At 67.3% G+C, this 25819-nt stretch carries 28 protein-coding genes; 20 read left to right on the forward strand and 8 right to left on the reverse strand.

Annotated elements, in window-relative coordinates; genetic code table 11:
* The first annotated feature begins 45 nt into the window (after positions 1-45).
* Positions 46-924: a ribokinase gene (locus ACN5KJ_RS05965; RefSeq protein ID WP_418592609.1), complete on the forward strand. Its 879-nt coding sequence runs from the start codon at positions 46-48 to the stop codon at positions 922-924.
* Between the two features lie 61 nt (positions 925-985).
* Here ACN5KJ_RS05965 and msrA read toward each other — a convergent pair whose 3' ends face one another.
* From msrA to ACN5KJ_RS05980, 3 genes are all read right to left on the reverse strand, one after another.
* Positions 986-1630 (reverse strand): peptide-methionine (S)-S-oxide reductase MsrA, encoded by a 645-nt coding sequence (gene msrA / locus ACN5KJ_RS05970; RefSeq protein ID WP_418592611.1) that lies wholly within the window; start codon positions 1628-1630, stop codon positions 986-988.
* A 120-nt stretch (positions 1631-1750) separates the two neighbouring features.
* On the reverse strand, positions 1751-2167 hold the full coding sequence (locus ACN5KJ_RS05975; protein ID WP_418592613.1) for a DUF1810 domain-containing protein: 417 nt from the start codon (positions 2165-2167) through the stop codon (positions 1751-1753).
* A gap of 61 nt (positions 2168-2228) precedes the next feature.
* Positions 2229-3455, reverse strand: a complete 1227-nt coding sequence (locus ACN5KJ_RS05980; RefSeq protein ID WP_206562822.1) for an argininosuccinate synthase — start codon at positions 3453-3455, stop codon at positions 2229-2231.
* Positions 3456-3577: 122 nt separating this feature from the next.
* Here ACN5KJ_RS05980 and ACN5KJ_RS05985 point away from each other — a divergent pair, with 122 nt between their 5' ends.
* Both ACN5KJ_RS05985 and ilvA read left to right on the forward strand, forming a co-directional pair.
* Positions 3578-4357 (forward strand): hypothetical protein, encoded by a 780-nt coding sequence (locus ACN5KJ_RS05985; RefSeq protein ID WP_347166337.1) that lies wholly within the window; start codon positions 3578-3580, stop codon positions 4355-4357.
* A gap of 31 nt (positions 4358-4388) precedes the next feature.
* Positions 4389-5615 carry a threonine ammonia-lyase IlvA gene (gene ilvA, locus ACN5KJ_RS05990; RefSeq protein ID WP_418592615.1) on the forward strand — a complete coding sequence of 409 codons (1227 nt, stop codon included), beginning with the start codon at positions 4389-4391 and terminating at the stop codon, positions 5613-5615.
* A gap of 93 nt (positions 5616-5708) precedes the next feature.
* On the opposite strand, the gene ACN5KJ_RS05995 is transcribed toward ilvA, so the two are convergent.
* Positions 5709-6044, reverse strand: a complete 336-nt coding sequence (locus ACN5KJ_RS05995; RefSeq protein WP_418592617.1) for an Hpt domain-containing protein — start codon at positions 6042-6044, stop codon at positions 5709-5711.
* A 165-nt stretch (positions 6045-6209) separates the two neighbouring features.
* Here ACN5KJ_RS05995 and ACN5KJ_RS06000 point away from each other — a divergent pair, with 165 nt between their 5' ends.
* Positions 6210-7481 (forward strand): PP2C family protein-serine/threonine phosphatase, encoded by a 1272-nt coding sequence (locus tag ACN5KJ_RS06000; protein WP_418592619.1) that lies wholly within the window; start codon positions 6210-6212, stop codon positions 7479-7481.
* Between the two features lie 5 nt (positions 7482-7486).
* Here the strand turns inward: ACN5KJ_RS06000 and ACN5KJ_RS06005 are convergent, their stop codons facing one another.
* The gene (locus ACN5KJ_RS06005) at positions 7487-7924 is read right to left on the reverse strand and encodes an NUDIX hydrolase (RefSeq protein WP_347166340.1); all 438 of its coding nucleotides are present in this window, start codon (positions 7922-7924) and stop codon (positions 7487-7489) included.
* Between the two features lie 76 nt (positions 7925-8000).
* On the opposite strand from ACN5KJ_RS06005, the gene ACN5KJ_RS06010 reads away from it, so the two are divergent.
* The 10 genes from ACN5KJ_RS06010 to ACN5KJ_RS06055 all read left to right on the forward strand — a co-directional run bounded on the left by ACN5KJ_RS06010 (position 8001) and on the right by ACN5KJ_RS06055 (position 19556).
* On the forward strand, positions 8001-8984 hold the full coding sequence (locus ACN5KJ_RS06010) for an Hsp33 family molecular chaperone HslO (RefSeq protein ID WP_347166341.1): 984 nt from the start codon (positions 8001-8003) through the stop codon (positions 8982-8984).
* A complete protein-coding gene (locus ACN5KJ_RS06015) occupies positions 8971-9570 on the forward strand; it encodes a CoA pyrophosphatase (RefSeq protein WP_418592622.1) in 600 nt (199 codons plus the stop codon). Before ACN5KJ_RS06010 ends, ACN5KJ_RS06015 begins: the two co-directional genes overlap by 14 nt.
* Positions 9567-10730 carry a CCA tRNA nucleotidyltransferase gene (locus ACN5KJ_RS06020; RefSeq protein ID WP_418592624.1) on the forward strand — a complete coding sequence of 388 codons (1164 nt, stop codon included), beginning with the start codon at positions 9567-9569 and terminating at the stop codon, positions 10728-10730. The genes ACN5KJ_RS06015 and ACN5KJ_RS06020 overlap by 4 nt, the downstream gene beginning before the upstream one ends.
* Before the next feature lie 177 nt (positions 10731-10907).
* Positions 10908-12752, forward strand: coding sequence for an ABC transporter ATP-binding protein (locus tag ACN5KJ_RS06025; RefSeq protein WP_418592625.1), 1845 nt, complete (start codon positions 10908-10910; stop codon positions 12750-12752).
* Positions 12753-12793: 41 nt separating this feature from the next.
* Positions 12794-14611: an ABC transporter ATP-binding protein gene (locus ACN5KJ_RS06030; protein ID WP_418592627.1), complete on the forward strand. Its 1818-nt coding sequence runs from the start codon at positions 12794-12796 to the stop codon at positions 14609-14611.
* The gene (locus ACN5KJ_RS06035; protein WP_418592629.1) at positions 14608-16443 is read left to right on the forward strand and encodes an ABC transporter ATP-binding protein; all 1836 of its coding nucleotides are present in this window, start codon (positions 14608-14610) and stop codon (positions 16441-16443) included. Before ACN5KJ_RS06030 ends, ACN5KJ_RS06035 begins: the two co-directional genes overlap by 4 nt.
* Complete coding sequence (locus ACN5KJ_RS06040) at positions 16440-16967, forward strand: AAA family ATPase (protein WP_418592631.1); 528 nt, start codon at positions 16440-16442, stop codon at positions 16965-16967. The genes ACN5KJ_RS06035 and ACN5KJ_RS06040 overlap by 4 nt, the downstream gene beginning before the upstream one ends.
* 6 nt (positions 16968-16973) lie before the next feature.
* Positions 16974-18212: a class I SAM-dependent RNA methyltransferase gene (locus ACN5KJ_RS06045; protein WP_418592633.1), complete on the forward strand. Its 1239-nt coding sequence runs from the start codon at positions 16974-16976 to the stop codon at positions 18210-18212.
* Positions 18213-18214: 2 nt separating this feature from the next.
* Positions 18215-19021, forward strand: a complete 807-nt coding sequence (locus ACN5KJ_RS06050) for an ion transporter (protein ID WP_418592635.1) — start codon at positions 18215-18217, stop codon at positions 19019-19021.
* 37 nt (positions 19022-19058) lie between these two features.
* A complete protein-coding gene (locus ACN5KJ_RS06055) occupies positions 19059-19556 on the forward strand; it encodes a L,D-transpeptidase family protein (RefSeq protein ID WP_418592637.1) in 498 nt (165 codons plus the stop codon).
* Positions 19557-19666: 110 nt separating this feature from the next.
* On the opposite strand, the gene ACN5KJ_RS06060 is transcribed toward ACN5KJ_RS06055, so the two are convergent.
* Positions 19667-20236, reverse strand: coding sequence for a CAP domain-containing protein (locus tag ACN5KJ_RS06060; protein WP_418592639.1), 570 nt, complete (start codon positions 20234-20236; stop codon positions 19667-19669).
* Positions 20237-20406: 170 nt separating this feature from the next.
* Here ACN5KJ_RS06060 and ACN5KJ_RS06065 point away from each other — a divergent pair, with 170 nt between their 5' ends.
* Both ACN5KJ_RS06065 and ACN5KJ_RS06070 read left to right on the forward strand, forming a co-directional pair.
* Positions 20407-21003, forward strand: a complete 597-nt coding sequence (locus ACN5KJ_RS06065) for a L,D-transpeptidase (RefSeq protein WP_347166350.1) — start codon at positions 20407-20409, stop codon at positions 21001-21003.
* Between the two features lie 148 nt (positions 21004-21151).
* A complete protein-coding gene (locus ACN5KJ_RS06070) occupies positions 21152-21343 on the forward strand; it encodes a hypothetical protein (protein WP_023848735.1) in 192 nt (63 codons plus the stop codon).
* Between the two features lie 117 nt (positions 21344-21460).
* On the opposite strand, the gene hemH is transcribed toward ACN5KJ_RS06070, so the two are convergent.
* Positions 21461-22522: a ferrochelatase gene (hemH, locus tag ACN5KJ_RS06075; protein WP_418592642.1), complete on the reverse strand. Its 1062-nt coding sequence runs from the start codon at positions 22520-22522 to the stop codon at positions 21461-21463.
* Positions 22523-22580: 58 nt separating this feature from the next.
* Positions 22581-23402 carry a methyltransferase domain-containing protein gene (locus ACN5KJ_RS06080; RefSeq protein ID WP_418592643.1) on the reverse strand — a complete coding sequence of 274 codons (822 nt, stop codon included), beginning with the start codon at positions 23400-23402 and terminating at the stop codon, positions 22581-22583.
* A gap of 30 nt (positions 23403-23432) precedes the next feature.
* On the opposite strand from ACN5KJ_RS06080, the gene ACN5KJ_RS06085 reads away from it, so the two are divergent.
* The 4 genes from ACN5KJ_RS06085 to ACN5KJ_RS06100 are packed head-to-tail and all read left to right on the forward strand — an operon-like array spanning position 23433 to position 25699.
* Positions 23433-24146 (forward strand): ComF family protein, encoded by a 714-nt coding sequence (locus ACN5KJ_RS06085; RefSeq protein WP_418592645.1) that lies wholly within the window; start codon positions 23433-23435, stop codon positions 24144-24146.
* Positions 24147-24180: 34 nt separating this feature from the next.
* Positions 24181-24438, forward strand: a complete 258-nt coding sequence (gene grxC / locus ACN5KJ_RS06090) for a glutaredoxin 3 (RefSeq protein ID WP_418592647.1) — start codon at positions 24181-24183, stop codon at positions 24436-24438.
* Positions 24438-25271 (forward strand): carbon-nitrogen hydrolase family protein, encoded by an 834-nt coding sequence (locus tag ACN5KJ_RS06095; protein WP_418592648.1) that lies wholly within the window; start codon positions 24438-24440, stop codon positions 25269-25271. The genes grxC and ACN5KJ_RS06095 overlap by 1 nt, the downstream gene beginning before the upstream one ends.
* Positions 25268-25699 (forward strand): MarR family transcriptional regulator, encoded by a 432-nt coding sequence (locus ACN5KJ_RS06100; protein ID WP_206562845.1) that lies wholly within the window; start codon positions 25268-25270, stop codon positions 25697-25699. Before ACN5KJ_RS06095 ends, ACN5KJ_RS06100 begins: the two co-directional genes overlap by 4 nt.
* Positions 25700-25819: the final 120 nt, after the last annotated feature.

Below are 25819 nucleotides of genomic sequence, written 5' to 3' on the forward strand. Positions count from 1 at the left end.
CGTAGGGTGGGTTTCCAACCCACCCGCCGCACAGGAGTATACGCCATGGCCATCTTCAACCTCGGGTCCATCAACGCGGATCTCGTCTACCGCGTGCCGCACCTGCCCGGCGCCGGGGAAACGCTGGCGGCGCGCTCTTTCAGCCGCGGCCTTGGCGGCAAGGGCGCCAACATGTCCGTTGCCGCGGCCCGGGCGGGCGCCCGCTGCCTGCATATCGGCGCGGTAGGGGCCGACGGACGCTGGGCGGTCGAGCGGCTGATGGAATACGGCGTCGACACCCGCCCCGTTGCCACGGTGGACGATGTCACCGGCAACGCGGTGATCGCCGTCGACGACGCGGGCGAGAACAATATCATCATCCTGCCCGGCGCCAATCGCGCCCTGACCGAGGACCACATCGCCCGCGCCCTGACAGAGGCGACAGAGGCCGACAGCTTCCTGTTCCAGAACGAGACCAACGCCCTGCGGATCGGCGCCGAACGCGCCTCGGCGCGGGGGATGCGCGTGGCCCATGCCGCCGCCCCCTTTGACGCGGCCTCGGTCCAGCAGGTGCTGCCGCTGCTCGACCTGCTGTTCCTGAACGAGGTCGAAGCCGCGCAGCTGGCCGAGGCCACGGGGACAGAAGCGGCCTCACTGCCGGTGCGCGACATCATCGTGACGCTGGGATCGAAGGGCTGCCGCTGGCACAACACCGATAGCGGCGAGACCCGGAGCTTTCCGGCCTTCAAGGTGTCCCCGGTCGATTCCACGGGCGCGGGCGACACCTTTACCGGCTATGTCATGGCCGGGCTGGATCGCGGCATGCCGATGGAACAGGCCATCCGGCTGGCGTCCAAGGCCGGGGCGCTGATGGTCACGCGCATGGGTGCGGCGGATGTGATCCCGGACCTCAAGGAGGTTCAGGCCTTCAACCCGCCCGCCTGAGGCCCCTACTCGGGCCGTGACGGGGGCGCTCTGCAGGCCGCGAACCTGCCGCCCGGGCGCCTTAGTTGATGAAGGGCGCGCCACTGCCCCAAAGCGCCCTGATCCGCTGATCCCGCCCGCAGCCGGTGCGATAGCGCTTGTAGGCATCGCTTTGCTTGATGATGCCGAAGCGGGTCACCACGGTATTGGTGCCCTTGTAGTAGTCCTGATGATAGTCCTCGGCCTCGTAAAAGGGCGCCCTGTCCAGAACCGGGGTCACCACCTGCCTGCCAAGCGCCTTGCTGGCCGCGGCCTTGGCTGCCTGAGCGGCCTGCCGGTCGGCGCCATCGGCGAAGATCGCGGTCCGGTAGCTGTCGCCCCGGTCGCAGAACTGCCCACCCGCGTCCAGCGGATCGACGGAGCGGAAGAACAGATCATACAGCTGCCGGGCAGAGACCTGCGCCGGATCGTAGTCGATGCGCACCGCCTCGTAATGGCCGGTGCCACCGCGCGTCACCTGCTTGTAGGTCGGATTGGCCAGCGACCCGCCCATGTAGCCGGACACGACCTCGGACACGCCTTTGACCTTCTCGAAATCCGCCTCGACACACCAGAAACAGCCGCCGGCGACGTAAAGCTCTGCCGCCTCCACGGCTTTGGGCTGGGCCGAAATCGCCAGCGCCGAAAGGCACAGGCCGGTCAGGCCCCGGATGATACGGGTTCGCATGACAGTCCTCCTTTGCCCCGATGGTGTGATGCAGCGGGGCGGTTTGGCAACGGATGCAACGCGGTTTCACCGCAAGGTGACCGGGCTGTGAGGGGGGTAAGGCGCGTGAAACGGCTGCTGTCAGGGGGACAGCGCCCGGGTGGTCACCGGGCAGCGGGCGCCGCCATACATCCGGTCGAGAACGGTGGAAAACGCCGCTGGCGCCTTCGGGACCGCCTCGAACAGGGTCATGCAAGAGCGGACTTTCAGCGCATCGACAGGGCCAAGGATGCGCTCGGGGTCGGTGCCGTCATGGGTCAGCAACAGCGCGGTACAATCCTGCAAGCGCGGGCCGAGGGTCGGATGGGAAAGATAGGCTGCGGCCTCGTCCAGACCGGCCAGCCCGAAATGCAGGGCGCGCGGGCTGCGGCCCAAAGCGCGCAATTGCGGGAAGATCCACCAGATCCAGTGCGAGGTCTTCTGTCCCGCGCGCAGCTCGCGCAGGACGTCGGTCCAGACGGCATCCTGCGCGTCGACGAATTCCTGAAACTCAGCCATGGCGACACCGTAGCATGGCGGCCAGCCCGGTGTCGCGCTGGCCGAAGTAACAGGCTGGGCGTCAGGAGCCCAACCGCCGCTTGCGCGCGGCCAGAAGGCGCAGGCGCAGGGCGTTCAGCTGGATGAAGCCCGCCGCGTCCTTCTGATCGTAGGCGCCGGCGTCGTCCTCGAAGGTCACATGCGCCTCGGAGTAGAGCGAGGCGTCGGACCAGCGGCCGACGCAGGTCGCAGACCCCTTGTACAGCTTCAGCCGGACGGTGCCCGAGACCAGTTCCTGCGACTTGTCGATTGCGGCCTGCAGCATCTCGCGCTCGGGCGAGAACCAGAAGCCGTTGTAGATCAGTTCGGCATAGCGCGGCATCAGGCTGTCCTTCAGGTGGCCCGCGCCGCTGTCCAGCGTGATCTGCTCGATGCCGCGATGGGCCTCCAGCAGGACGGTGCCGCCGGGGGTCTCGTAGATGCCGCGGGACTTCATGCCGACGAAGCGGTTCTCGACGAAGTCGAGGCGGCCGCAGCCGTGCTTGCCGCCCAGTTCGTTGAGCCTGGTGAGGATCGTGGCGGGCGACATGGCCTCGCCGTTGATCGCCACGGCGTCACCCTTTTCAAAGGTGATCTCGATGAATTCCGGCGTCTCGGGCGCGTCTTCCGGGGCGACGGTGCGCTGGAAGACATAGTCGGGCGCCATGACGGCGGGATCTTCCAGAACCTTGCCCTCGGAGGAGGTGTGCAGCAGGTTCGCGTCGACGCTGAACGGCGCCTCGCCGCGCTTGTCCTTGGCGATCGGGATCTGGTTCTGCTCGGCGAATTCCAGCAGCTTGGTGCGCGAGGACAGGTCCCATTCGCGCCACGGCGCGATGCATTTCACGTCGGGGTTCAGCGCGGCGGCGCTGAGCTCGAAACGCACCTGGTCGTTGCCCTTGCCGGTTGCGCCGTGCGCGATAGCATCGGCGCCGACTTCTTCGGCGATCTCGACCAGCCGCTTGGAAATCAGCGGGCGGGCAATCGAGGTGCCCAGCAGGTAAAGCCCTTCGTAGACCGCATTGGCGCGGAACATCGGGAAGACGAAATCGCGGACGAATTCCTCGCGCACGTCCTCGATGTAGATGTTCTCGGGCTTGATCCCCAGCAGCTCGGCCTTCTTGCGCGCCGGTTCCAGCTCTTCGCCCTGGCCGAGATCGGCGGTGAAGGTCACCACCTCGCAGCCGTATTCGGTCTGAAGCCATTTCAGGATGATCGAGGTGTCGAGGCCACCGGAATAGGCCAGGACAACTTTCTTGGGCGCGCTCATGTCGGGGATCCTCTTTCTATACGGCGCGCGGATTACCGGGTTTTGAAGGGCTGGGCAAGGCTGGGCCGTTGACGCCCGCGCCCGACGTGGTAGCCATCCCCGGCACGGCAGGGAGGTCGAACATGCGCGGCTGGCATATCTTTACCCATTCGGCGGGGCTGGTTTTCCGCAACCTCGACGCGGCCTTCCGGATCTCTGCGGTGCCCTATTGCGCCCACATCGCGGCGCAGATCTTCCTGCTTCTGAACCCCGCGCTTCTGGCCACGACGGAGGTCGGGACGGATATCGACGCCACCATGGGTGGCGCGCTGCCCCAGGTCGACCCGCTGGCCTATGCCCTTTTCTTCTGCCTGCAATTCGCGGCTGCCATCGCCAGCCTGTGGATCGCGGTGAACTGGCACCGCTACGTGCTGCTGGAAGAGATCCCCGCCGGCCCGGTGCCGCCGTTCCGGGGCGACCTCGTGCTGGGGTACTTCGGGCGGTCGGTGCTGATCGCGCTCTTGCTGGTGATTGCGCTGTTCACGCTGGCCATTCCGGCGGGGCTGCTGATGACCTCGATGCCCGGCGCGACGCTGCCGCTGGTGCTGGCGACGGTGGCGGGTGTGCTTTACGTCTTTCTCAGGCTGGGCGTGATCCTGCCCGCCGGGACCCTGGGACGCAAGCTGACGCTGCACAACGCGTGGCAGGCGACCGGCGCCGAAAGCGGCGCGATCTTCGCGCTGGCGGTGATCTCGGTGCTGGGCATGACCCTTGTGATGATCCCCAATATCGTCGCGGGGGACAGCCTGTCCCTGCTGTCGACGGTCTACGGTCTTGCCGTGGGCTGGGTGGTGACCATGGTCGGTGCCTCGCTTCTGACCTCGCTCTACGGTATCTGCGTCGAAGGGCGCACGATCGCCTGAACAAAACCATGATCTGGGGAAGGCTTTTGCCATGACCGAATTTCAGTCCCGCGCCCGCGCCGCCGAAGAGGCGATGCGCGCGGCCTTCCCCGAAACCCCGCTGCTGCGCAACGACCACCTGTCGCAGCTTTACGGCGCCGACATCTGGCTGAAGCGCGAAGATCTGTCGCCGGTGCGCAGCTACAAGCTGCGCGGTGCCTTCAACGCCATGCGCAAGCAGACCGGAGAGGCGCTGTTCGTGGCCGCGAGTGCCGGCAACCACGCGCAGGGCGTGGCCTGGATGTGCCGCCAGTTCGACGTGAAGGGCGTGATCTTCATGCCGGTCACGACGCCGCAGCAGAAGATCCGGAAGACAGAGATGTTCGGCGGCGCCAATGTCGAGATCCGCCTGATCGGTGACTATTTCGACGACTGCCTGCATGCGGCGCAGGCCTTCGTGGCGGCAGAGGGCGGGCATTTCCTGTCGCCCTTCGACGACGACGACGTGATCGAGGGGCAGGCCTCTGTTGCGGTCGAGGTCGAGCGCCAGCTGGGCCGCCTGCCGGACCTGATGGTGGTGCCCGTGGGCGGCGGCGGGCTGGCCTCGGGGCTGTTTTCCTATTTCGGGACCTCTGTGCAGTACACCTTTGTGGAACCCCTGGGCGGCGCCTGCCTGCGCGCGGCGCTGGAAGCCGGAGAGCCTGTCGCCCTGCCCCAGGTCAACACCTTTGCCGATGGCGCCGCCGTGGCGAAGATCGGCGAGAAGACCTTTGCCTGCCTGAGGGACGTCGGCGTCGCCAATACCCTGACGATCAACGAAGACCGGCTGTGCACGACGATGCTGGACATGCTGAACGTCGAGGGGATCGTTCTGGAACCGGCGGGGGCGCTGTCGGTGGATGCGCTGAAGGATCTCGGCTTGTCGATCCGGGGCCGGACGGTGGTCTGCATCACCTCTGGCGGCAACTTCGACTTCGAGCGGCTGCCCGAGGTGAAGGAGCGTGCGCAACGCTATTCCGGCGTGAAGAAATACTTCATCCTGCGCCTGCCCCAGCGGCCCGGCGCGCTGAGGGATTTCCTGAACTTCCTCGGACCGGAAGACGATATCGCCCGCTTCGAGTATCTGAAGAAGTCGGCCCGCAACTTCGGCTCTGTCCTGATCGGGATAGAGACGTCGCGACCGCAGAACTTTCAGACGCTTCTGGCGAAGCTGGATGCCCATGGCTTCACCTACCAGGACATCACCGAAAACGAGACGGTCGCGCAGTTCGTGATCTAGCGCGTTCCGGGTCTTGCCTGTCGTATCCCTGATACGACTGTGCCGCGAAGGGCGTGGGGGGTTATGTCTGTCGCGGGTTTGCACCGGGGCGCCTCAGGCGGCCAGCTTGCCGGGAAGATCGCGTTCGAACACCCCCCGGGACTGGTTGTAGATCTCTTGCAGCTCGGCGGCGGTGACCGCTTGCGGGGCGTTCATGGCGGCGGCGGTTTCGCCCTTCTGGCAGGCCCGGGCCAGCGCGTCGAAGCCAAGGTTCAGCGCCGCGCCTTTCAGGAAATGCATGTGTTCCGCCAGCAGCACGGGGTTGTCACCGGCGGCTTCAAGCCTGGCCACCGCGGTGTCCACCTCCGTCAGGAACAGGTCGACGATTTCGCCGAAATCCTCGGCCCCGACCTCGTCCACCAGGGCTTCGACACGCGCCCAGTCAATCATGATGCACCTCCATCGTGTCGTCAGGCTGGGGGTAAAGCATGAACAAATGGTTTCGACCGGGCGGCGGGCTTGGGCCGGGAAGGCAAAATTTTACGTTTCAGATACCGTTAAGATCTCTGCGTTAGGCACCTTGGCTGTATGCACTTTGTCCGGTGAGGGACGGTCTTGTCGAACTCGGAACGCCTCGAATGCCCATCGGGCCAGACCGGTGCAATCAGCCGCGTGCTGGTGGTCGACGACAGCAACCTGCAATTGCGCATCGTCTCTGCCATGCTGAAACGCTGGGGGTTCGAGGTCGATGTCGCCACATCCGGGCCAGAGGCCTTGCAGCTTTGCCTTCGCAGCCCGCCGGACCTTGTGCTTTCGGACTGGATGATGCCCGGCATGACCGGGCTGGAGTTCTGCCGCCGGTTCCGGGCCCTTGACCGGGACGGCTATGGCTACTTCATCCTTCTGACCTCCAAGAGCGACAAGGCCGACGTGGCGCAGGGGCTGGATGCCGGGGCCGACGATTTCCTGACCAAGCCGGTCAACGCCCACGAATTGCGGGCGCGCATCAAGGCCGGTGAGCGCATCGTTTCTATGGAACGGCAGCTGACCGAGACCAACCGGCAGGTGTCGGACGCGCTAAGGGAGCTGCGCGACATCCACGAGGCCATCGAGAACGACCTGCGGCAGGCGCGCACGATCCAGCAGTCGCTGGTGCCGGAGCGGGTGCGGATCTTCGGCAGCTCGCGGGTCAGCCTGCTGTTGCAGCCCTGCGGCCATGTCGGCGGCGATCTGGTCGGCATGTTCAGCCCCGGCCCGGATCAGCTGGGCCTCTACAGCATCGATGTCTCGGGGCACGGCATCACCTCTGCCATGGTGACGGCCCGGGTGGCCGGGTATCTGTCCAGCACCTTTCCGGAGCAGAACGTGGCGCTCGATCGGCAAAGCGACCGCCCTTTCGCGCTGCGCGAACCCGGGGACACCGCGCGGCGCCTGAACCAGCGTTTCGCCGCCGATCCCGGGGTCGAGGAATATCTGACCATGGCCTATGTCGCCGCCGACCTGTCGACCGGCGTGATGCGCCTGGTGCAGGCCGGGCATTCGCCGCCGATCCTGCTGCGCCGCGACGGGCCCGTGCAGTTCATCGGAGACGGCGGCCTGCCCATCGGCCTCGTGGATGACGTCACATACGACCAGCACAGCTTTCGGATGCAACGCGGCGACCTGCTGCTGCTTTATTCCGACGGCTTCACCGAGGCGGTGACGAAAGACGGCAGCATGCTGGGCGAGGACGGGCTGGCACAGCTGTTGTGCGACAGCGCGCAGGCCGGGACGGGGCCGGACCTGCTAAGCGACATGTTCTGGCGGCTGACCACCGAGATGGCCGACCCGGACCGGCTGGGCGACGATGTCTCTGCCGCGCTGCTGGAATACGACGTGCTGCGCTGACCCGGTCAAAGGCAAAGGCGCCGCACGAAGTCGCGCTCGCCGGGGTTGCCCAGCATCTCGGCGGCCAGATCGGCGGGCATCCACAGCGCGGTATGGCCGGGCTCTGACGGGGCTTCGCGGCCAAGGACAGGCTCTGCAGCGTAAAGGATGCACATCTTCTCGGCCCAGATCTCGTATTCGGGCATGAAGGTGAACCGCCGGAAGGCCCCCAGCCGCCGGGGATTGGCGATGGTCCAGCCGGTCTCTTCGCGGATCTCGCGGTGCAGTGCCGCAAGGGGCTGTTCGCCCGGGTCGATGCCGCCGCCGGGCAGCTGGTATTCGGGATAGGGCTCTGACTGGTGGGTCAGCAGCAGCGCCCCGTCGCGCGGCAGGATCGCGTAGACTCCGGGCCGAAAGATGTATCTGCGGCCCGTTTCGGGGGCCTCTCCGTATCGCGGCGCCATGGGGACCCCTTTGCGTTTGCGTCAGCTTTCCCTATATGACCGCCTATTGCCACTCACCGGCAGACAAGGAAACCCCATGAGCTTCGGCACCAAACTCGCCTGGGACGATACCGTCCTTCCTTTCCAGCTTGACCGCTCCGACATGCGTGGACGCGTGGCGCGTCTGGATGGCGTGTTGTCCGGCGTCCTGAAGCAGCACAACTATCCCGCCCCGGTCGAGGCGCTGGTGGCCGAGATGGCCCTGCTGACCGCGCTGATCGGCCAGACGATCAAGCTGCGGTGGAAGCTGTCGCTGCAGGTCCAGACCAATGGCCCGGTGCGGATGATCGCCACCGATTATTACGGCCCCGAGGAAGAGGGCCAGCCGGCGCGCATCCGCGCCTATGCCAGCTTCGACGCGGACCGGATCACCGAGGCCGCGCCCTTCGATCAGCTTGGGCAGGGCTATTTCGCCATCCTGATCGATCAGGGCGAGGGGATGCAGCCCTATCAGGGTATCACCCCCGTCGCGGGTACGTCTCTGTCCGACTGCGCCGCCGCCTATTTCGCCCAGTCCGAGCAGCTGCCCACCACCTTCGCGCTGGCCTATGGCCGCTCGACAGAGCCGGGCGTGCCAGAGCACTGGCGCGCCGGTGGCATCATGCTGCAGCACATGCCCAAGGCCTCGCCCTTCGCCTCGGGCGAGGCGACCGGCGACGCGGGCCTGCTGGCGGCCGAGGACCTGGTCGAGGGCGACGAGAAAGAGAACTGGAACCGGGTCAACGCGCATGTCGCGACATTGGAAGAGCTGGAGCTGATCGGCCCCAGCGTGCCGCCGACCGACCTGCTGGTGCGGCTGTTTCACGAGGAACAGCCGCGGGTCTACGACAGCCAGACGATCCGCTTCGGCTGCACCTGTTCCGAAGATCGCGTGCGGCAGTCGCTGTCGATCTACTCGGCCCGGGACATCGAGAAGATGACCACCGACGAGGGTCTCGTGACCGCCGACTGCCAGTTCTGCGGCGCGCATTACGAACTGGACCCGGCATCGGTGGGGTTCGAAAGCGATGACAAGGCATGATCAGGAACGGGCGCTGCGCCGCGCGCTGACCCGCGCGGCGGGCGCCTCGTCCGACTTCGACCTGAACCGCGACGTTGCGCTGCCGCCGGACCGCAAGCTGCGGGCGGCGGGGGTGCTTGTCGCCTTTCAGGAGGGGGCCGAGGGCCTTGACCTGATCCTGACCAAGCGCTCGTCGCGGCTGAAGCACCACCCGGGCCAGATCGCCTTTCCCGGCGGCAAGGTCGATCCCGGCGACGCCGACGAGACCGCCGCCGCCCTGCGCGAGGCACAGGAAGAGGTCGGGCTGGACCCGGCGGCTGTCGAGGTGCTGGGCACCCTGCCCCCACATGAAACGGTCACCGGCTTCACCGTGACCCCGGTGCTGGCGATGATCCGCGCGCCCTTCACCCCGGTGCCGGAACCGGGCGAGGTCGACGAGGTCTTCAGCGTGCCGCTGGCCCATGTCACCGACCCGGCGCGCTTTTCGGTGCAGTGGCGGCGCTGGCGCGGGCAGCGGCGGCTGTATTACACGGTGCCCTTTGGTCCCTATTACATCTGGGGCGCGACGGCGCGGATGCTGCGGGGGCTGGCGGAGCGGATGACATGACGCAGGTGACCGGCGACTGGCTGACCGCACCCGGCACGCAGGCGGTCATGGGCATGCTCGAAGACGCTGGCTATCAGGCCCATGCGGTCGGCGGCTGCGTGCGCAACGCGCTTCTGGGCGCGCCGGTGGCCGATGTGGACATCTCCACCGACGCCCGACCCGAAACCGTCATCGCGCTGGCCAGGGCGGCGGGGCTGAAGCCCGTGCCTACCGGCATCGAACACGGCACCGTCACCGTCGTCGCCAGGGGCGAGCCCTTCGAGGTCACCACCTACCGCGCCGACGTGGAAACCGACGGGCGCCGCGCCGTGGTGCGCTTTGCCGACACGATGGCAGAGGACGCGGTGCGCCGCGACTTCACCATGAACGCGCTTTATGCCGACCGGCGCGGCACGGTGGTCGATCCGCTTGGCGGGCTGCCCGACCTCCGCGCGCGGCATCTGCGCTTCATTCAGGACGCCGCGCAGCGCATCCGCGAGGACTACCTGCGCACGCTGCGCTATTTCCGCTTTCACGCCTGGTACGGCGACCCGGCGCAGGGCATGGATGCCGAGGCGCTGGCCGCCATCGCCGACAACCTCGACGGTCTCGACCGCCTGTCCGCCGAGCGCGTGGGCGCCGAACTGCTGAAGCTGCTGGCGGCGCCCGATCCGGTGCAGGCCGTCGCGGTGATGGCGCAGACCGGCGTCCTGCCGCGCATCCTGCCCGGCGCCAGCCCGCGCGCGCTTGGGCCGCTGCTGATGGCCGAAGAGGCGCTGGGCCTCGCCCCTGACCCGCTGCGCCGCCTTGCCGCCACGGGCTTTGCCGATGGCGCCGCGCTGCGTCTGTCGAAACCGGACCAGAAGCGCCTGACGTTGCTGCGAGAGCTGACCGAAGGCACGGCGGGCCTGCCCGAAGTGGCCTGGCGCCATGGTGCGGAGACCGCCAGCGACACCGCCGCGCTGCGCGCCGCCATGCTGGAACAGCCGGTCGATCCCGCCGCCCTGCCCGACCTTGCCGCAGCGGCGCAGGCGCGCTTTCCGGTGACGGCGCAGGATCTCATGCCCGCGCTTTCGGGCAAGGCGCTGGGCGATCGGCTGCGGGCGCTGGAAGCGCAATGGATTGCCTCGGGTTTCGCGCTCGACCGTGAAGATTTGCTGACAGCGCCCCCTGAAGCGTGACAAACGCATCCTTTTCGGGTAAGAGGACTTCCGAACCCGACCGGAGGACACTTGATGGTGCATGACAGGATCCAGCCCAGCCTCGCCTGAGCCGCCTTGTTTTGCACGGGTGGCCCATGGCCCCCGCTTCCCATCTCGTGTTTCGCTTTTGCTTTTGCTCTGTGAGGAGCCTCCGGAATGTTCCGTTTCTTTGAAAATCTTGTCGATCCCTATGCCAAGTACCGGCAGACCGACACGCCGCCGCGCCGGCTGTTGCCCTTCATGCTGGACTATGCGCAGCCCTTTCGGGGGGTCTTTGTCTGGGCCACCCTGCTGTCCATCGTCGTCGCGGCGGTGGAAATCTGGCTGATCTGGGTCATGGGCTGGGTGGTCGACATCCTGTCGGGCGACCCGCAACAGGTCTGGCAGGATCACGGCTGGGCGCTGATCGGCATCGGCGCCTTCATCCTGGTTCTGCGGCCGCTGATCCAGGCGGCGGACGTGCTGCTTCTGAACAACACGATCCTGCCGAACTTCGGCACGCTGATCCGCTGGCGCGCGCATGGCCATGTGCTGCGCCAGTCGGTCGGCTGGTTCGAGAACGACTTTGCGGGCCGCATCGCCAACCGCATCATGCAGACGCCCCCCGCGGCGGGCGAAGCGGTGTTCCAGATCTTCGACGCGATCACCTTTTCCATCGCCTATGTGGTGGGCGCCATGGTGCTTCTGGGCGATGCCGACCCGCGCCTGATGATCCCCATGGCGCTGTGGCTGGTGCTCTACGGCGCGTTGATGCGCTGGACCGTCGTGCGCGTCGGCCCGGCCTCGAAAGCGGCCAGCGACGCGCGCAGCCTTGTGACGGGGCGCGTGGTGGACAGCTACACCAACATCCACTCGGTCAAGATGTTCGCCCACACCGGGTCGGAACTGGACTACGCGAAAGAGGCCATCGAGACCTCGCGCAAGACTTTCCAGGACGAGATGCGGATCTACACCATCATGGACGTCACCCTGATGGTGCTGAACGGCTTGCTGATCGTCGGCGTCGTCGGCTGGGCGCTGGCGCTGTGGATGCAGGGCGCGGCCTCGACCGGGGCCGTGGCGGCGGCCACCGCGCTGACCCTGCGGCTGAACGCCATGACCGGCTGGATCATGTGGGCGCTGACCTCGTTCTTCCGCCAGCTTGGCGTCGTGGCCGAGGGGATGGAAACGATTGCCCAGCCGATTGCGCTGACCGACTCCGGTGACGCGCAGCCGCTGCGGCTGACCGACGGGCGGATCGAGATCAAGGGGCTGAGCCACCACTACGGGCGCGAGGCCGGCGGTCTGGACAACATCGACATCGTGATCGAACCGGGCGAGAAGGTCGGGCTGATCGGCCGCTCCGGCGCGGGCAAGTCGACGCTGGTAAAGCTGCTCTTGCGCTTCTACGACGCCGAGAAGGGCGCGATCCGCATCGACGGGCAGGACATTTCCGAGGTCACGCAGGACAGCCTGCGGCTGGCCATCGGCATGGTGCAGCAGGACAGCAGCCTTCTGCACCGCTCGGTCCGGGACAATATCCTCTACGGGCGTCCCGATGCCTCGGAAGACGACATGATCCGCGCTGCCCGGCAGGCACAGGCACATGACTTCATCCTCGACCTGACCGATCCCAAGGGGCGGCCCGGCTACGACGCCCATGTGGGCGAGCGCGGCGTCAAGCTGTCCGGCGGCCAGCGGCAGCGGGTGACGCTGGCGCGGGTGATCCTGAAGGACGCGCCGATCCTCCTGCTGGACGAGGCGACCAGCGCGCTGGACTCCGAGGTCGAGGCGGTGATCCAGGACACGCTGTACGGCATGATGGAGGGCAAGACCGTCATCGCGATTGCACACAGGTTGTCTACAATCGCGCAGATGGACCGCATCCTGGTGATGGACGCGGGCCGGATCGTCGAAGAGGGCACCCACGACGCGCTTTTGGCGCGGGGCGGGCTATATGCCGGGTTCTGGGCGCGCCAGTCCGGCGGGTTCATCGACGCGGATTCAGAGGCGGCAGAGTGATGCAGCAGTGGTTTCAAAGGTTTGTCCGCCGTGCGGGCGACATGATCGACGCCGAGGCCCCCGCCGAGGGGCCGCCGCCACGCAGGCTGCGCCCCTTCGTCTTCTGGGCGCTCAAGGGAGGCTGGACCGTGATCTGGCTGGGCGTGGCGATTTCCGTGCTTGCGGGCATCACCGAGGTCGCCTCGATGTGGCTCTTGGGCCTGGTCGTCGATGCGGTCGCGGCGCCCGCCGATGCGGTGGTCCCCGTGGGCTGGCTGATTGCCGCCGCCGTCGGGCTGCTGCTGGTGGCGCGCCCGCTGCTGTTCGGCGGGCTGGCCCTGACGCAGGCGGTCATGATCGGGCCGAACATCCTGAAGCTGGTGCTGGCGCGGCTGTATCGCTGGACCATCGACCAGCCGGTCAGCTTCTTCGACAACGACTTTGCCGGTCGCGTGGCGCAGAAAAAGATGCAGGCCGCGCGGTCCCTGACAGAGATCGTGGTCGAGACGGTGAACGCCGTGACCTTCGGGCTGGCGACCGTCATGGCCACCGCCGTCCTGCTGGGCGGTATCAGCGGCTGGCTGCTGGGGGTCCTGGCGTTGTGGCTGGTGGCCTATGCCGGGTTCCTGAAGCTGATGCTGCCGACGGTCCGCGCGCGCTCTGCCAAACGCGCCGAGGCGCAGGCCATGGTCACCGGGCAGGTCGTCGATACGATCAGCAATATCAAGACGGTCAAGCTGTTCGCGGGCGGCGCGCAAGAGGACCGGATGGCGCTGGGGGCGATGTCGGACCTGCGCGACAAGACGCTGCATTACGGCGAGGCGCAGACCGCCTTCCGCCTTGGGCTGATCTTCATCGCCGGGCTGCTGCCGATCCTCATGGTCGGCGCGGCCATCGCGCTACGCGCCGGTGGCGTCAGCCCCGGTGACATCGCCGCGGTCGGCGCCGTGACGATCCGGCTGGCGCAGATGACTGGCTGGATCAGCTTCACCCTGATGGTGATCTATTCCCACCTCGGAGAGGTCGAGGACGGCATGAACACGCTGTCGGTGCCTCACACGCTGACCGATGCAAGTGACGCGGCAGAGCTGGTGGTTCCGGCGGCAGAAATCCGCTTTGACGATGTGACCTTCACCTATGGCGGCGAAAGCGGCGGGGTCGAGGGCATCGACCTGACCATTGCCCCGGGCGAAAAGCTGGCGATTGTCGGCGCTTCGGGGGCGGGCAAGTCGACGCTGCTGGCGCTTCTGCTGCGGCTATACGACAGCGAGGGCGGCGTGGTGCGGATCGACGGGCAGGATGTCTCTGGTGTCACGCAGGAAAGCCTGCGCCGCAAGATCGGCATGGTCACGCAGGAAACCGCCATGTTCAACCGCTCGGCCATGGACAATATCCGCTATGGCCGCCCCGAGGCCTCTGACGCCGAGGTCATCGCCGCCGCCCGCGCCGCGGAGGCGCATGAGTTCATCGGCGCGCTGCGCGATCACCGGGGCCGTCAGGGCTATGCGGCGCATCTGGGCGAACGCGGCGTGAAACTGTCTGGCGGCCAGCGGCAGCGGATTGCGCTGGCCCGCGCGATCCTCAAGGACGCGCCGATCCTCGTCCTGGACGAGGCGACAAGCGCGCTGGATTCCGAGGTCGAGGCCGCGATCCAGGAGGCCCTGGGCCGGGTGATGCAGGGCAAGACGGTTCTGGCCATTGCACACAGGTTGTCCACAATCTCCAGCATGGACCGGATCATCGTTCTGGACGGGGGCCGCATCGTCGAGGAAGGCACCCACGACACGCTTCTGGAAAACGGCGGGCTTTACGCGCGCTACTGGGAACGGCAGTCCGGCGGTTTCCTTGGCAGCGACGGCCTGCCCGAGGCGGCGGAATGATCCACCGCCTGCTGTCCTTCGTCGATGCCTTCGCCCCGGCAGAGGGCACCCCGCCCCGCGATGTCTGGCCCTTTTCACGCTGGGCGCTGCAGGGCGCCTGGCCCGCGATCTGGACCGCCTGTTTCGTGACGCTGCTAACCGGCGTGGCGGAACTGGTCTCGGCCCGGTTCACCGGCTGGGTGGTGGATGCCGCCGCCGCCGAGGGCCCCGGCGCCTACTGGGGGCCCTACACGCTGCTGATCGGCTTCGGCCTGATGTTCTTCCTGCTGATCCGCCCGCTGATCGTGCTGGCCGATGCGGCGGTGTCCTCGGTCAGCCTTGGGCCGAACCTCTACCCCTTGGTGCTCAGCCGGGTGAACCGCTACACGCTGGGGCATTCGCTGTCCTATTTCGACAACGACTTCGCCGGGCGCATCAGCCAGAAGGCGACGCAGGTCGCGCGCGGGCTGAACGACCTCGTGAACGAGATGACCGACGTGCTGGTCTATGCCGTCGCCATGTTCCTCGGCACCTTCGTGCTGCTGGCGGGGATCGACCCGCGGCTGCTGCTGATCTTCACCGGCTGGTTCGTGGTCTACGCGCTGTTCCTGCGGCTGATGATCCCCAGGATGCGGCGGCTGGCGCGCGAGCGCGCCGATGCCAATACGCTGGTCACCGGGCAGATCGTCGACACGCTGTCCAATATCGCGACGGTCAAGCTGTTCGCGCATGACCTGCGCGAGGACGAGGCGACGCGCGCCACGCTGGTGCGCTGGCGCGGCAAGGCGCGCGACTTCGGCGTGGTCTCGGCGCTGTTCCGGCTGGGGCTGATGACGCTGGGCGGGCTGCTGCCGCTGATGGCGATCCTGTCCTCGCTCTACCTCTTTTCCATCGGCTCGGCCTCTTCGGGCGATATTGCCATGACGGCGATGTTGACGACGCGGCTGGCGATGCTGACCAACCGGCTGGGCCGCGCGGCCATGTCGATCTTTACCAATATCGGTGTGGTGGCCGACGGCATCGGCACGCTGACCCCGCCGCATGCGATCACCGACCGCCCCGGTGCGCGGGACGAGGCCCGCCCCGGCCCGCTGCATTTCGATCACCTGACCTTCCGCTACGGGGGCAAGCAGGCGGCGCTGAACGATTTCGACCTGACCGTGCAGCAGGGCGAGAAGATCGCGCTCGTTGGCGCCTCGGGCGCGGGGAAATCCACGGTGATCGGCCTTCTGCTGCGGCTTTACGACGTCGAAGAGGGCCGCATCCTGCTGGGCGGTGACGACATTCGCGACCTGACTCAGGCGGCGCTGCGGCGGGCGGTCTCGGTGGTGCGGCAGGAAACCTCGATGTTCAACCGTTCGGCGCTGGAGAACATCCGCTACGGGCGCCCCGATGCCAGCGACGAAGAGGTTTTCGAGGCCGCCCGGCGTGCCTCTGCCCATGACTTCATCCTCGCCCTGCGCGATCATCGCGGGCGCGAGGGCTACGAGGCGCGGCTGGGCGAGCGCGGCGTCAAGCTGTCCGGCGGGCAGCGGCAGCGCATCGCGCTGGCCCGGGCGATCCTGAAGGACGCGCCGGTGCTGGTGCTGGACGAGGCGACAAGCGCGCTGGACTCCGAGGTCGAGGCAGAGATCCAGGAGGCGCTGGACCGGGTGATGCAGGGCAAGACCGTCATCGCCATTGCACACAGGTTGTCCACAATCGCCCGGATGGACCGGATCATCGTGATGGAACAGGGCCGCATCGTCGAACAGGGCACCCACGACGCCCTTCTGGCCAAGCGCGGCGTCTATGCCCGCTACTGGTCGCGACAGTCGGGCGGGTTCCTTGGGGTGCAGGACGCGGCGGAATGAAACGGGTGATGATCGTGGGCCAGCCCGGCGCGGGCAAGTCCACGCTGGCCCGGGCGCTGGGGCAGCGGACCGGTCTGCCGGTCGTGCATATCGATTGTATACACTGGCAGCCGGGCTGGGTGGAGCGGGACAGGGCCAGCAAGATCGCCCTGATGCGCGCCGAGGAAGAGCGCGACGCCTGGATCATCGAGGGTGGGCTGTCCGCCACCTGGGACACCCGGCTGGCGCGCGCCGATACAGTGATCGTCCTGGAGTTCCCGACCTGGTTGCGGCTTTGGCGGGTGGTCAAGCGGCGGATCGAATATGCGGGCGGGCAGACCCGGCCCGACCTGCCGCCGGATTGCCCGGAACGCTTCGATGCCGCGTTCCTGCGCTGGATCTGGGACACGCGGCACAGCAACCGCCTGCGAAACCGCGCCCTGATCGCCCGGGCCGCGCCCAGGCGGACCCACCTGCTGACCGGCCCCCGCGCCGTGCGGCGCTTTCTGCGGGATCTCGACAGCGGCGGTTTTGCGGGGCAATAGGGCCGCATGGAACAAGGCAGCACCCACGCAACCCGTGTCACCATTGAACGTCTGGGCCACCGCGGCGACGGGATCGCGGCGGGGCCGGTCTATGTGCCGGACGCCCTGCCCGGCGAAGTGGTCGAGGGTGCGGTGCAAAGCGGCGTGATCGCGGCACCGCGCATCGTCACGCCCTCGACCGACCGGGTCGCGGCGCCCTGCCGCCATGCCAAGGCCTGCGGCGGCTGCCAGTTGCAGCACGCCTCGGACGATTTCGTCGCCGGGTGGAAGGTGGACGTGATCCGCCGTGCCCTGAGCGCGCAGGGGCTGGAGACAGAGCTTCGCCCCATCGCGACCTCGCCGCGCCAGTCGCGCCGCCGCGCCGCCTTTTCCGCGCGGCGCACCAAGAAGGGCGCGCTGGCGGGGTTTCACCGCAAGGCGTCGGACGTGGTGGTCGCGGTGCCCGATTGCATCCTCGTGACCCCTGCCCTTGCCGCCGCCCTGCCCCTGGTCGAGGCGCTGGCGGTGCTGGGCGCCTCGCGCAAGGGCGAGCTGTCGGTGCTGGTGACGGACTGCGCCTCGGGGCTGGACGTGGCCGTGAGCGGCGGCAAGCCGCTGGACACGGCCCTGCGCGCCGATCTGGCGGCATTGGCGCAGGACCACGGGCTGTCCCGCCTGACCTGGGACGACGAGACGCTGGCCTTCAAACCCGCCTTCCAGAGCTTCGACGGCATCGACGTGGTCCCGCCCCCGGGCGCCTTCTTGCAGGCCACCGAGGCCGGGGAACAGACCTTGCGCGCCGGGGTGAACGCGGCGCTCGAGGGTTGTACACATCTTGTCGACCTCTTCGCGGGCTGCGGCACCTTTGCCCTGCCACTGGCAAAGCGCGCCCGGGTGCACGCGGTCGAGGGTGAGGCGGCGATGGTCCGGGCGCTGGATCAGGGCTGGCGGCAGGCGCAGGGTCTGCGCCATGTCACCCACGAGGCCCGCGACCTGTTCCGCAACCCGCTGCTGCCGGACGAGCTGAAACGCTTCGACGGGGTGGTGATCGACCCGCCCCGCGCCGGGGCCGAGGCGCAGATCGCCGAGATCGCCAGCGCCCGGGTGCCGAAGATCGCCCATGTCTCGTGCAACCCCGTGACCTTCGCCCGGGACTGCGCAACCCTTGTCGCGGCGGGCTATCGCCTTGACTGGGTGATGCCGGTTGACCAGTTCCGCTGGTCTACCCATGTGGAAGTCGTTTCCGCCCTTTCGCTTCAGGACTGACCATGACCCTTCGCCAACGGATCGGCGCCTTCGTCGATCGACCCGCCGTTCAGAACTTCATCATCGGCGTGATCGTCGTGAACGCCGTCCTGCTGGGGATGGAGACTTCGGACCACCTGATGGCGACAGCAGGCGGGCTGATCCGCACGCTGGATCTGGTCTGCCTTGGCATCTTCCTTGTCGAAATCGGGCTGAAGCTGGTGGCCCGCGGCCCGGCCTTCTTCCGCAACGGCTGGAACGTCTTCGACTTTGTCGTGGTGGGCATCGCGCTGGTCCCCTCGACCCAGGGGCTGTCGGTGCTGCGGGCGCTGCGCATCCTGCGGGTGCTGCGGGTGATTTCGGTCGCGCCGCGCCTGCGCCGCGTGGTCGAAGGCTTCATCACCGCCCTGCCCGGCATGGCCTCGGTCTTCCTGCTGATGGCGATCATCTTCTACATCGGCTCGGTGATCTCGACCAAGCTTTTCGGGGACGCCTTCCCCGACTGGTTCGGCAACCTGCCCCTGTCGGCCTATTCGCTGTTCCAGATCATGACGCTGGAATCCTGGTCCATGGGAATCGTCCGCCCGGTGATGGAGGTCTACCCCTATGCCTGGGCCTTCTTCGTGCCCTTCATCATGATCACGACCTTCGCGGTGGTGAACCTGCTGGTGGGCCTGATCGTGAACTCGATGCAGGACGCCCATGCCGAGGAAACCAACGCCGCGACCGGCAGCTATCGCGACGAGGTGCTGGCGCGCCTGGTGGCCATCGAAGAGCGCCTTGCGGCACAGTCTGGCGATAATGTGATGTTAACCAAGCCGCGCGAATAGTGTAGGATGCAAGAAAACAATCCATGGGGCAGTGGACATGCGGTTCATCAAGGTTTTCTTGATATTGGCGGTGATGCTTGGCGTCTCGGCCTGTAGCAGTAAATTCAAATCCTATCACGGGCCGGAGGTCACGCAGGTCGTCGTCAACAAGAGCGACCGCAAGATGTACCTCCTGCATCACAACAAGGTCCTGAAGGCCTACGACGTAGGCCTGGGCTTCGCGCCCGCCGGTCACAAGGCCTTCGAGGGCGACGGGCGCACGCCCGAAGGCGACTACACGATCGACCGCCGCAACCCGGACAGCAAGTTCTACCTGTCCATCGGGATCAACTACCCGAACGAAGAGGATGCGGCGCTGGCCAAGGCGCTGAACAAGCAGCCCGGCGGCGACATCTTCATTCACGGGCAGGGGCCGACCTACCCGCGTGGCGCGCCGCGCGACTGGACGGCGGGCTGCATCGCCATCACCGACAAGCAGATGCGCGACGTCTACGCCATGGTGAAGGACGGCACGCCGATCCGCATCAATCCCTAGCGCCATGGGGCCCGGCAGGGCGCCTTGCCTTGCGCCCCAGGTCGCAGACGAAAAAAGCCGCCCCCTGGGGCGGCTTTTCCATGTGCGGTGATGGCCTGCGGTGCTGGCGATCAGCCGAAGTTCGCGGCGACGGCGGCGGCCTGCGGGGTCACACCGGCGCCGGGCGCGGCGATGATCATCGTCCACCAGATCTTGCCGTTGTTCTCCTGGTGCCAGGAAAAGCCCAGCTCTTGCGCCGTCTTGTCGAGGATCACGTCGCGGGTGTGCGGCTCTTCCATCCAGGCGGCGAGGGTTTCCAGTTCCGTCTCGTAGGTCTCCGAGATGTTCTCGCCCACGAGGCGGCCGTTGTACCCGGCGCGGTTGATGCGGTCGATCGGCGACGACCCGTCAGAGCCGAAGTGCCAGGGCCGGTTCTGCATCGCCATGTCGCGGGCGTGGGTCGCGGCAGCGGCATTCAGCGAAGAGTTCAGGGTCAGCGCCGGGGCGCCCGCGCTTTGCCGCAGGGCGTTCACCGCGTCCAGCATCCGGTACTGGATGCGCCCGGTGTCGCCGGACCCGATACGGTAGACCTTGGGCAGGGGCTTGCCATCGGGGCCCAGCTGGGGCGGGCCGGAAGGCGTCGTCGTACAGGCGGCAAGGGCATAGGCAGAGGCTAGGGCGATGAAGGCGCGGCGTTTCATGATCAACTTTCGGCTATTTTCCGGGGTCAACTTCCGCCTTACCCAAGCAGCGTTGCCATTCAAACCCACATCGGCGTGAGCTTGCCCGATCAAGCGCCTTTGAATTGCGACTGAGGCATTCAGGCCATATTATCCCGGGGTCAAGTATGAATCCCCGAGAGGACACCGCCATGAAGGACGAGGCTCAGAAGGCTTTGGGTCGCCGCGCGTTTCTGGCCGGCACCGCTGCGATGATCGGCGCACCGGCGCTGGCCCAGGACATCAATACCGGCACCACAGAGATTGAACGCAATGTCACCGATGCCGTGCGCCGCAATATCTCCAGCTTCCGCACGCTGGACTGGCGGCCCTATTTCAACAACCTGAACAAGGGCGCGATCCTTGTCGATATCAGCTCTCGGGCGCTGCACTTCTGGCAGGAAAGCGGGCAGTATTACCTGTATCCGTCCTCGGTGCCGCTGACCGAGGATCTGACGCGCCGGGGCCGCACCTCGGTCACGCTGAAGGATCCCTCGCCGGACTGGCGCCCGACGCCCTCGATGAAAAAGCGCAACCCCGACTGGCCGGATTACGTCGCCCCGGGCCCGGACAACCCGCTGGGCACCCGCGCCCTGCACCTGAGCTGGACCTACTATCGCATCCACGGCACGCATGACACGCGCAAGATCGGACGCCGGTCGTCGAATGGCTGCATCGGCCTCTATAATGAGCATATCGAGCAGCTTTACGACATGGCGCGGGTCGGCACGCAGGTGTTGCTGATTTGACGACAGCATGGCGGACATGAATTTCCGGGGCTGATTCACCAATTGCAAAGCCCCGGAAATGCTGCTTAGAGAGAGATACGAGGTAAGTCTTGGGTGCCTGTCGTGTGGGCAATTGTGTCCCGCGCCAGGCGAATATCTGGAGGATATAATGAAGAAACTCGCTCTCGCCGCCGTGCTGACCGGTGCCGCTTCGACCGCAATGGCCGGCTCCTACGCAAAAGACGACGTGGTCATGGAACCCGTTGTCGTTGTGGAAGAAACCCAGCAGTCGTCTTCTTCGGCCGGGCTTCTGATCCCGCTGCTGCTGATCGCGATCGTGGCTGCTGCTGCTGCCGACTGATCGGTTCAGACGGTTCTGAAATGGAAAAGGCGGGGTGACGACCCCGCCTTTTTCTTTTGTCGGCCCCCGGCCCGGCGGCCCCTTGGCGGCCCGCTGTCCGCAGGCCGCGCGACCGGGTCAGACCCAGCCGCCAAGGTTCTCGTCGATCACCGCGCAGAGCGCATCGACATGCGCCGGGTCGTCGTTCAGGCAGGGAATATAGGTGAACGACTCACCGCCTGCGTGTTCAAAGCTTTCGCGGATCTCTTCGTTGATCTCTTCCAGCGTCTCGATGCAATCCGCCGAAAAGGCCGGCGCGATCACGGCGATCTTCTTCTTTCCCTGCTTCGCCAGCTCGGCCACATGCTCGACCGTGTAGGGCTTCAGCCATTCCTCGGGGCCAAAGACCGACTGGAAGGTCGTGGTGATCCGGCTTTCGTCCCAGCCCAGCCGCTCGCGCAGCAGGCGCGTCGTCTTCTGGCACTGGCAATGGTAGGGGTCGCCCTGCATCAGGTAGCGTTTCGGCATGCCGTGGTAGCTGACCACGAGGATGTCGGGTTCCTGCTCGGCCGCCGCATAGCCGCGCTCGACCGACTGGGCCAGCGCCTCGATATACTGCGGGTGCTCGAAGTAGGGATCGACGACGCGGGCCGTGGGCTGCCATGTCTCGGCCATCAGCGCGCGAAAGAACTGGTCGTTCGCGGTGGCAGAGGTGGCGCCCGCGTAATGCGGATAAAGCGGGAAGAACAGGATCTTGTGGCAGCCCGCCTCGACCATCTCGCGCACCTTCGAGGTGGTCGAGGGGTTGCCGTAGCGCATGCAGAAATCGACCATGACGCGGTCGCCGTATTGCCCCTGCATCTTCGCCGCGATGGCCGCGGTCTGGTCGCGGGTGATGGTCATCAGCGGGCTTTCACCCTTGTCCTCGTTCCAGATCGAGCGATAGGCCGCGCCCGAGGTAAAGGGCCGTTTCGACAGGATGATCAGCTGTAGCAGCGGCTGCCACTTCCAGCGCGGATAGTCGATCACCCGGCGGTCCGAGAGGAACTCGTTCAGGTAGCGCCGCATCGACCAGTAGTCGTGCCCGTCCGGGGTGCCGAGGTTGGCCAGAAGCACGCCGACCTTGCCCGAGGTCACCTTCGGGTGGTCGGACGGCGCATGGGCGGGACGGGCGGCAGAGGGGGTGATGGCGTCCGGCAAGGGCGTGGCTCCTGTCTGTCTGATGTCGCGGGCAGAAGTATCGCACGCAGCCGATAGGTCAATCTTTCAACGGCTGCTCGGGCGTGCCCAGGGCGTCCGCCAAGCGGGCCGAGGCAGAGCCCGGGCGCAGCGGTTGCGGCTGGCTGGCGTCCGGGGCCCAGCCGGTCAGGGTGATGATCTCGAAGGTTGCGGGCACGCGCCCGTCCGGCAGGGCGAAGGCCTGCGCATAAAGCGCCGCGGCCCTTGGAAACAGGGCCCGGGGCGGGATTCGGCGGTGGCGGGCGGCCAGCGCGTTGCCTTCGCCCATCGCGCGCAGGTCGCGCATCAGGTGCAGGGCGCTTTCGTAACTGGCGGTCAGGGTGGCGGCATCGGCCACCGGCAGGGCCAGCCCGGCGCGCTGCATCAGGGCGCCAAGGTCGCGGATTTCGGCCATCGGCGCGACCCGGGGGGACAATCCGCCGCAGACCTCGGTCTCTGCCTGCGACAGCGCGGCGCGCAATTCGTGCAGCGTGCGGCCCGCGAAGGTCAGGCCAAGGAACAGCCCGTCGGGCCGCAGCGCGCGGCGGCACTGGATCATCTGGCCCACCGGATCGTCGGCCCAATGCAGCGCCAGCGCGTGGATCACCAGATCGGCAGAGCCTTCGGCCAGGTCCAGCGTCTCGGCGTCCGGCACGATGCGCGCCGCAGGGAAGTGCGGCGCCCAGACCTGCGGCCAGGGTGTCACGATGACCACATCCGTAAAGGCCCTGTTAACCATGGCCAGCCGATCCTGAGCCTCGTCGCAGGCCGAGTCGTGCAGGAACAGGGCCGGGGCCCTGGCCGCCCGGGCGCGGTGCCGGGTCAGGGCGGGATGGTCTGTCAGTCGGGGAGTCGTGGACATATGCGGGCAGATAGGGCGATCCGCGCGGGCATGCAAACGTTGGTGCAGATGGTCTACCCGCCGCGCTGCCTGTCCTGCGGCGGGCTGGTGGACAGCGACTTCGGGCTGTGCGGCGCCTGCTGGCGGGACACGCCCTTCGTGGCAGGGCTGGCCTGCGACCTCTGCGGGGTGCCGCTGCCGGGGCTGTCGGACCGGGCGGAGCATTGCGACGACTGCCTGCGCATCGGCAGGCCCTGGGCGCAGGGGCGGGCGGCGCTGCTGTACCGGGGCATCGGGCGGCGGCTGGTGCTGGCGCTGAAGCACGGCGACCGCCACGACATCGCGCGCCCCGCCGCGCGCTGGATGGCACGGGCGGCGCGCGACCTGCACCGCGGCGACCTGCTGCTTTTGCCGGTCCCGCTGCACCATCACCGCCATATCGCGCGGCGCTACAACCAGTCGGCGCTGCTGGCCGGGGCCATGGCCGAGGAAATGGGCATTGTCTTCTGCCCCGACGCGCTGGAGCGCAGGCAGCCCACGCCAAGCCTTGACGGGCGCAGCCGCGACGAACGCTTTGCGGTGCTGGAGGGGGTGATCGGGGTCCGGCCCGCCCGCCGCGCCCTGCTGGCCGACCGCCCGGTGATGGTCATCGACGACGTCATGACCTCTGGCGCCACGCTGGCCGCCGCGACAGAGGCCTGCCATGCTGCGGGCGCAAAAGAAGTTTTCACCTGCGTTCTGGCGCGTGTTGCAAAAGAGCCTTAAGTCTGTCGGGACCACCACGATCCCGGAGAACCCGATGCAGGACGTCGAAATCTATACCTCGCCGCTGTGCGGCTTCTGCCACGCGGCGAAGCGGCTGTTGACCAAGAAGGGCGTCACCTTCACCGAGGTCGACGTGCTGCGCCACCCGGCCCGCAAGCCCGAGATGATGGACCGCGCGCATGGCCGGCACACGGTGCCGCAGATCTTCATCGGCGGCACCCATGTCGGCGGCTGCGACGAGCTTTACGAGCTTGAGCGCGCCGGCAAGCTTGACCCGATGCTCGCGGGCTGATGCGCGCGGCGCTGTTGCAGCTGACGTCTTCGGACGATCCCGCCGCCAACCTTGTGACGGTGCGCGCCATGCTGCGCGAGGCGGCGGGGCAGGGGGCCGGTTTCGTGCTGACCCCCGAGGTGAGCAACTGCGTCTCCATGGACCGCGCGCGGCAGACCGCCGTGCTGCGCCCCGAGGCCGAGGATGCCTTCATCGCGGGCTGCCGGGAAGAGGCGGCGGCGCTGGGGATCTGGCTGCTGCTGGGCTCTGTCGCGGTGAAGTCCGACCCGCCCGAGCCGCGCTTTGCCAACCGCTCGCTGCTGATCGCGCCCGATGGCGGCATCGTCGCGCGCTACGACAAGATGCACATGTTCGACGTGCAGGTCTGCGAGACGGAAACTTACCGCGAATCGGCGGGGTTCGCGCCCGGCGACCGCGCGGTTCTGGCGCAGACACCCTTTGGCGCCGTGGGCCTGACGGTCTGCTACGACCTGCGCTTTGCCTACCTGTACCGCGCGCTGGCGCAGGCCGGGGCGGTCGTGCTGACCGTGCCCTCGGCCTTTTCGCCCGGCACCGGGCCGGACCACTGGCAGCCCTTGTTGCAGGCGCGCGCCATCGAAACCGGCTGCTACGTGCTGGCCCCGGCCCAGACCGGCAGCCATGCCGCGCAGGCGGGCAGGACGCGCCGCACCTACGGGCACAGCATGGCGATCGACCCATGGGGCCGCGTCCTGCTGGATGCGGGGACCGAACCGGGGGTGTTCTGCCTCGATCTCGACCCCGGAGCGGTGACAGAGGCCCGGCGCCGCCTGCCCTCTCTGACCCATGACAGGGTCGTCAGGGGGCTGGCATGAGCGACACGAGCGGGCTGGCGATCTCGCTTTTCTCAGAGCTTCTGACGGCGGATCAGCTGTTGCGGTCGCGCCTGACCCGGGTGCTGCCGAACCGGATGGAAATCTCGCATTTCTCGGTGCTGAACCAGCTTGCGCGCGGCGGCGAGAAGACCCCGGCGCAACTGGCGAAATCCTTCCACGTCACGCGCGGCGCCATGACCAACACCCTGTCGAAGCTGGAGATTGCCGGATACGTCCACATCCGCCCCGACTGGGACGATGCGCGGCGCAAGCTAGTCTCGATCTCGCCCGCCGGGCGGGCGGCGCGCGATGCCGCGCTGGCGGCGATCACCCCGCTGATCGACGAGATGCTGGGCGATCTGGGAGAGGCCAAGGTCAAGGCCGCCCTGCCGGTCCTGCGCGAGCTGCGGCTGCGGCTGGAGGCCTAGGTTCGTCCTACCGTCGATTGCTAGCGTCGGTCCGAGGGGTGGCGCATCGCGCCGCCCCGTGGGGGCGGCCCGGCGCGGCCCGACGTTGCCGTCGGGCGAAACAATTCAGCAAAGGTGGGT

It is taken from the genome of Ponticoccus sp. (in: a-proteobacteria) (genome assembly GCF_048381735.1).

Bases quoted from the DNA above. Each gene is read 5' to 3' on its own strand.
- ACN5KJ_RS05965 (WP_418592609.1), top strand. From the start codon at position 46: ATGGCCATCTTCAACCTCGGGTCCATCAACGCGGATCTCGTCTACCGC.
- msrA (WP_418592611.1), bottom strand. From the start codon at position 1,630: ATGCGAACCCGTATCATCCGGGGCCTGACCGGCCTGTGCCTTTCGGCG.
- ACN5KJ_RS05975 (WP_418592613.1), bottom strand. From the start codon at position 2,167: ATGGCTGAGTTTCAGGAATTCGTCGACGCGCAGGATGCCGTCTGGACC.
- ACN5KJ_RS05980 (WP_206562822.1), bottom strand. From the start codon at position 3,455: ATGAGCGCGCCCAAGAAAGTTGTCCTGGCCTATTCCGGTGGCCTCGAC.
- ACN5KJ_RS05985 (WP_347166337.1), top strand. From the start codon at position 3,578: ATGCGCGGCTGGCATATCTTTACCCATTCGGCGGGGCTGGTTTTCCGC.
- ilvA (WP_418592615.1), top strand. From the start codon at position 4,389: ATGACCGAATTTCAGTCCCGCGCCCGCGCCGCCGAAGAGGCGATGCGC.
- ACN5KJ_RS05995 (WP_418592617.1), bottom strand. From the start codon at position 6,044: ATGATTGACTGGGCGCGTGTCGAAGCCCTGGTGGACGAGGTCGGGGCC.
- ACN5KJ_RS06005 (WP_347166340.1), bottom strand. From the start codon at position 7,924: ATGGCGCCGCGATACGGAGAGGCCCCCGAAACGGGCCGCAGATACATC.
- ACN5KJ_RS06010 (WP_347166341.1), top strand. From the start codon at position 8,001: ATGAGCTTCGGCACCAAACTCGCCTGGGACGATACCGTCCTTCCTTTC.
- ACN5KJ_RS06015 (WP_418592622.1), top strand. From the start codon at position 8,971: ATGACAAGGCATGATCAGGAACGGGCGCTGCGCCGCGCGCTGACCCGC.
- ACN5KJ_RS06020 (WP_418592624.1), top strand. From the start codon at position 9,567: ATGACGCAGGTGACCGGCGACTGGCTGACCGCACCCGGCACGCAGGCG.
- ACN5KJ_RS06025 (WP_418592625.1), top strand. From the start codon at position 10,908: ATGTTCCGTTTCTTTGAAAATCTTGTCGATCCCTATGCCAAGTACCGG.
- ACN5KJ_RS06030 (WP_418592627.1), top strand. From the start codon at position 12,794: ATGATCGACGCCGAGGCCCCCGCCGAGGGGCCGCCGCCACGCAGGCTG.
- ACN5KJ_RS06035 (WP_418592629.1), top strand. From the start codon at position 14,608: ATGATCCACCGCCTGCTGTCCTTCGTCGATGCCTTCGCCCCGGCAGAG.
- ACN5KJ_RS06040 (WP_418592631.1), top strand. From the start codon at position 16,440: ATGAAACGGGTGATGATCGTGGGCCAGCCCGGCGCGGGCAAGTCCACG.
- ACN5KJ_RS06045 (WP_418592633.1), top strand. From the start codon at position 16,974: ATGGAACAAGGCAGCACCCACGCAACCCGTGTCACCATTGAACGTCTG.
- ACN5KJ_RS06050 (WP_418592635.1), top strand. From the start codon at position 18,215: ATGACCCTTCGCCAACGGATCGGCGCCTTCGTCGATCGACCCGCCGTT.
- ACN5KJ_RS06055 (WP_418592637.1), top strand. From the start codon at position 19,059: ATGCGGTTCATCAAGGTTTTCTTGATATTGGCGGTGATGCTTGGCGTC.
- ACN5KJ_RS06060 (WP_418592639.1), bottom strand. From the start codon at position 20,236: ATGAAACGCCGCGCCTTCATCGCCCTAGCCTCTGCCTATGCCCTTGCC.
- ACN5KJ_RS06065 (WP_347166350.1), top strand. From the start codon at position 20,407: ATGAAGGACGAGGCTCAGAAGGCTTTGGGTCGCCGCGCGTTTCTGGCC.
- ACN5KJ_RS06070 (WP_023848735.1), top strand. From the start codon at position 21,152: ATGAAGAAACTCGCTCTCGCCGCCGTGCTGACCGGTGCCGCTTCGACC.
- ACN5KJ_RS06080 (WP_418592643.1), bottom strand. From the start codon at position 23,402: ATGTCCACGACTCCCCGACTGACAGACCATCCCGCCCTGACCCGGCAC.
- ACN5KJ_RS06085 (WP_418592645.1), top strand. From the start codon at position 23,433: ATGCAAACGTTGGTGCAGATGGTCTACCCGCCGCGCTGCCTGTCCTGC.
- grxC (WP_418592647.1), top strand. From the start codon at position 24,181: ATGCAGGACGTCGAAATCTATACCTCGCCGCTGTGCGGCTTCTGCCAC.
- ACN5KJ_RS06095 (WP_418592648.1), top strand. From the start codon at position 24,438: ATGCGCGCGGCGCTGTTGCAGCTGACGTCTTCGGACGATCCCGCCGCC.
- ACN5KJ_RS06100 (WP_206562845.1), top strand. From the start codon at position 25,268: ATGAGCGACACGAGCGGGCTGGCGATCTCGCTTTTCTCAGAGCTTCTG.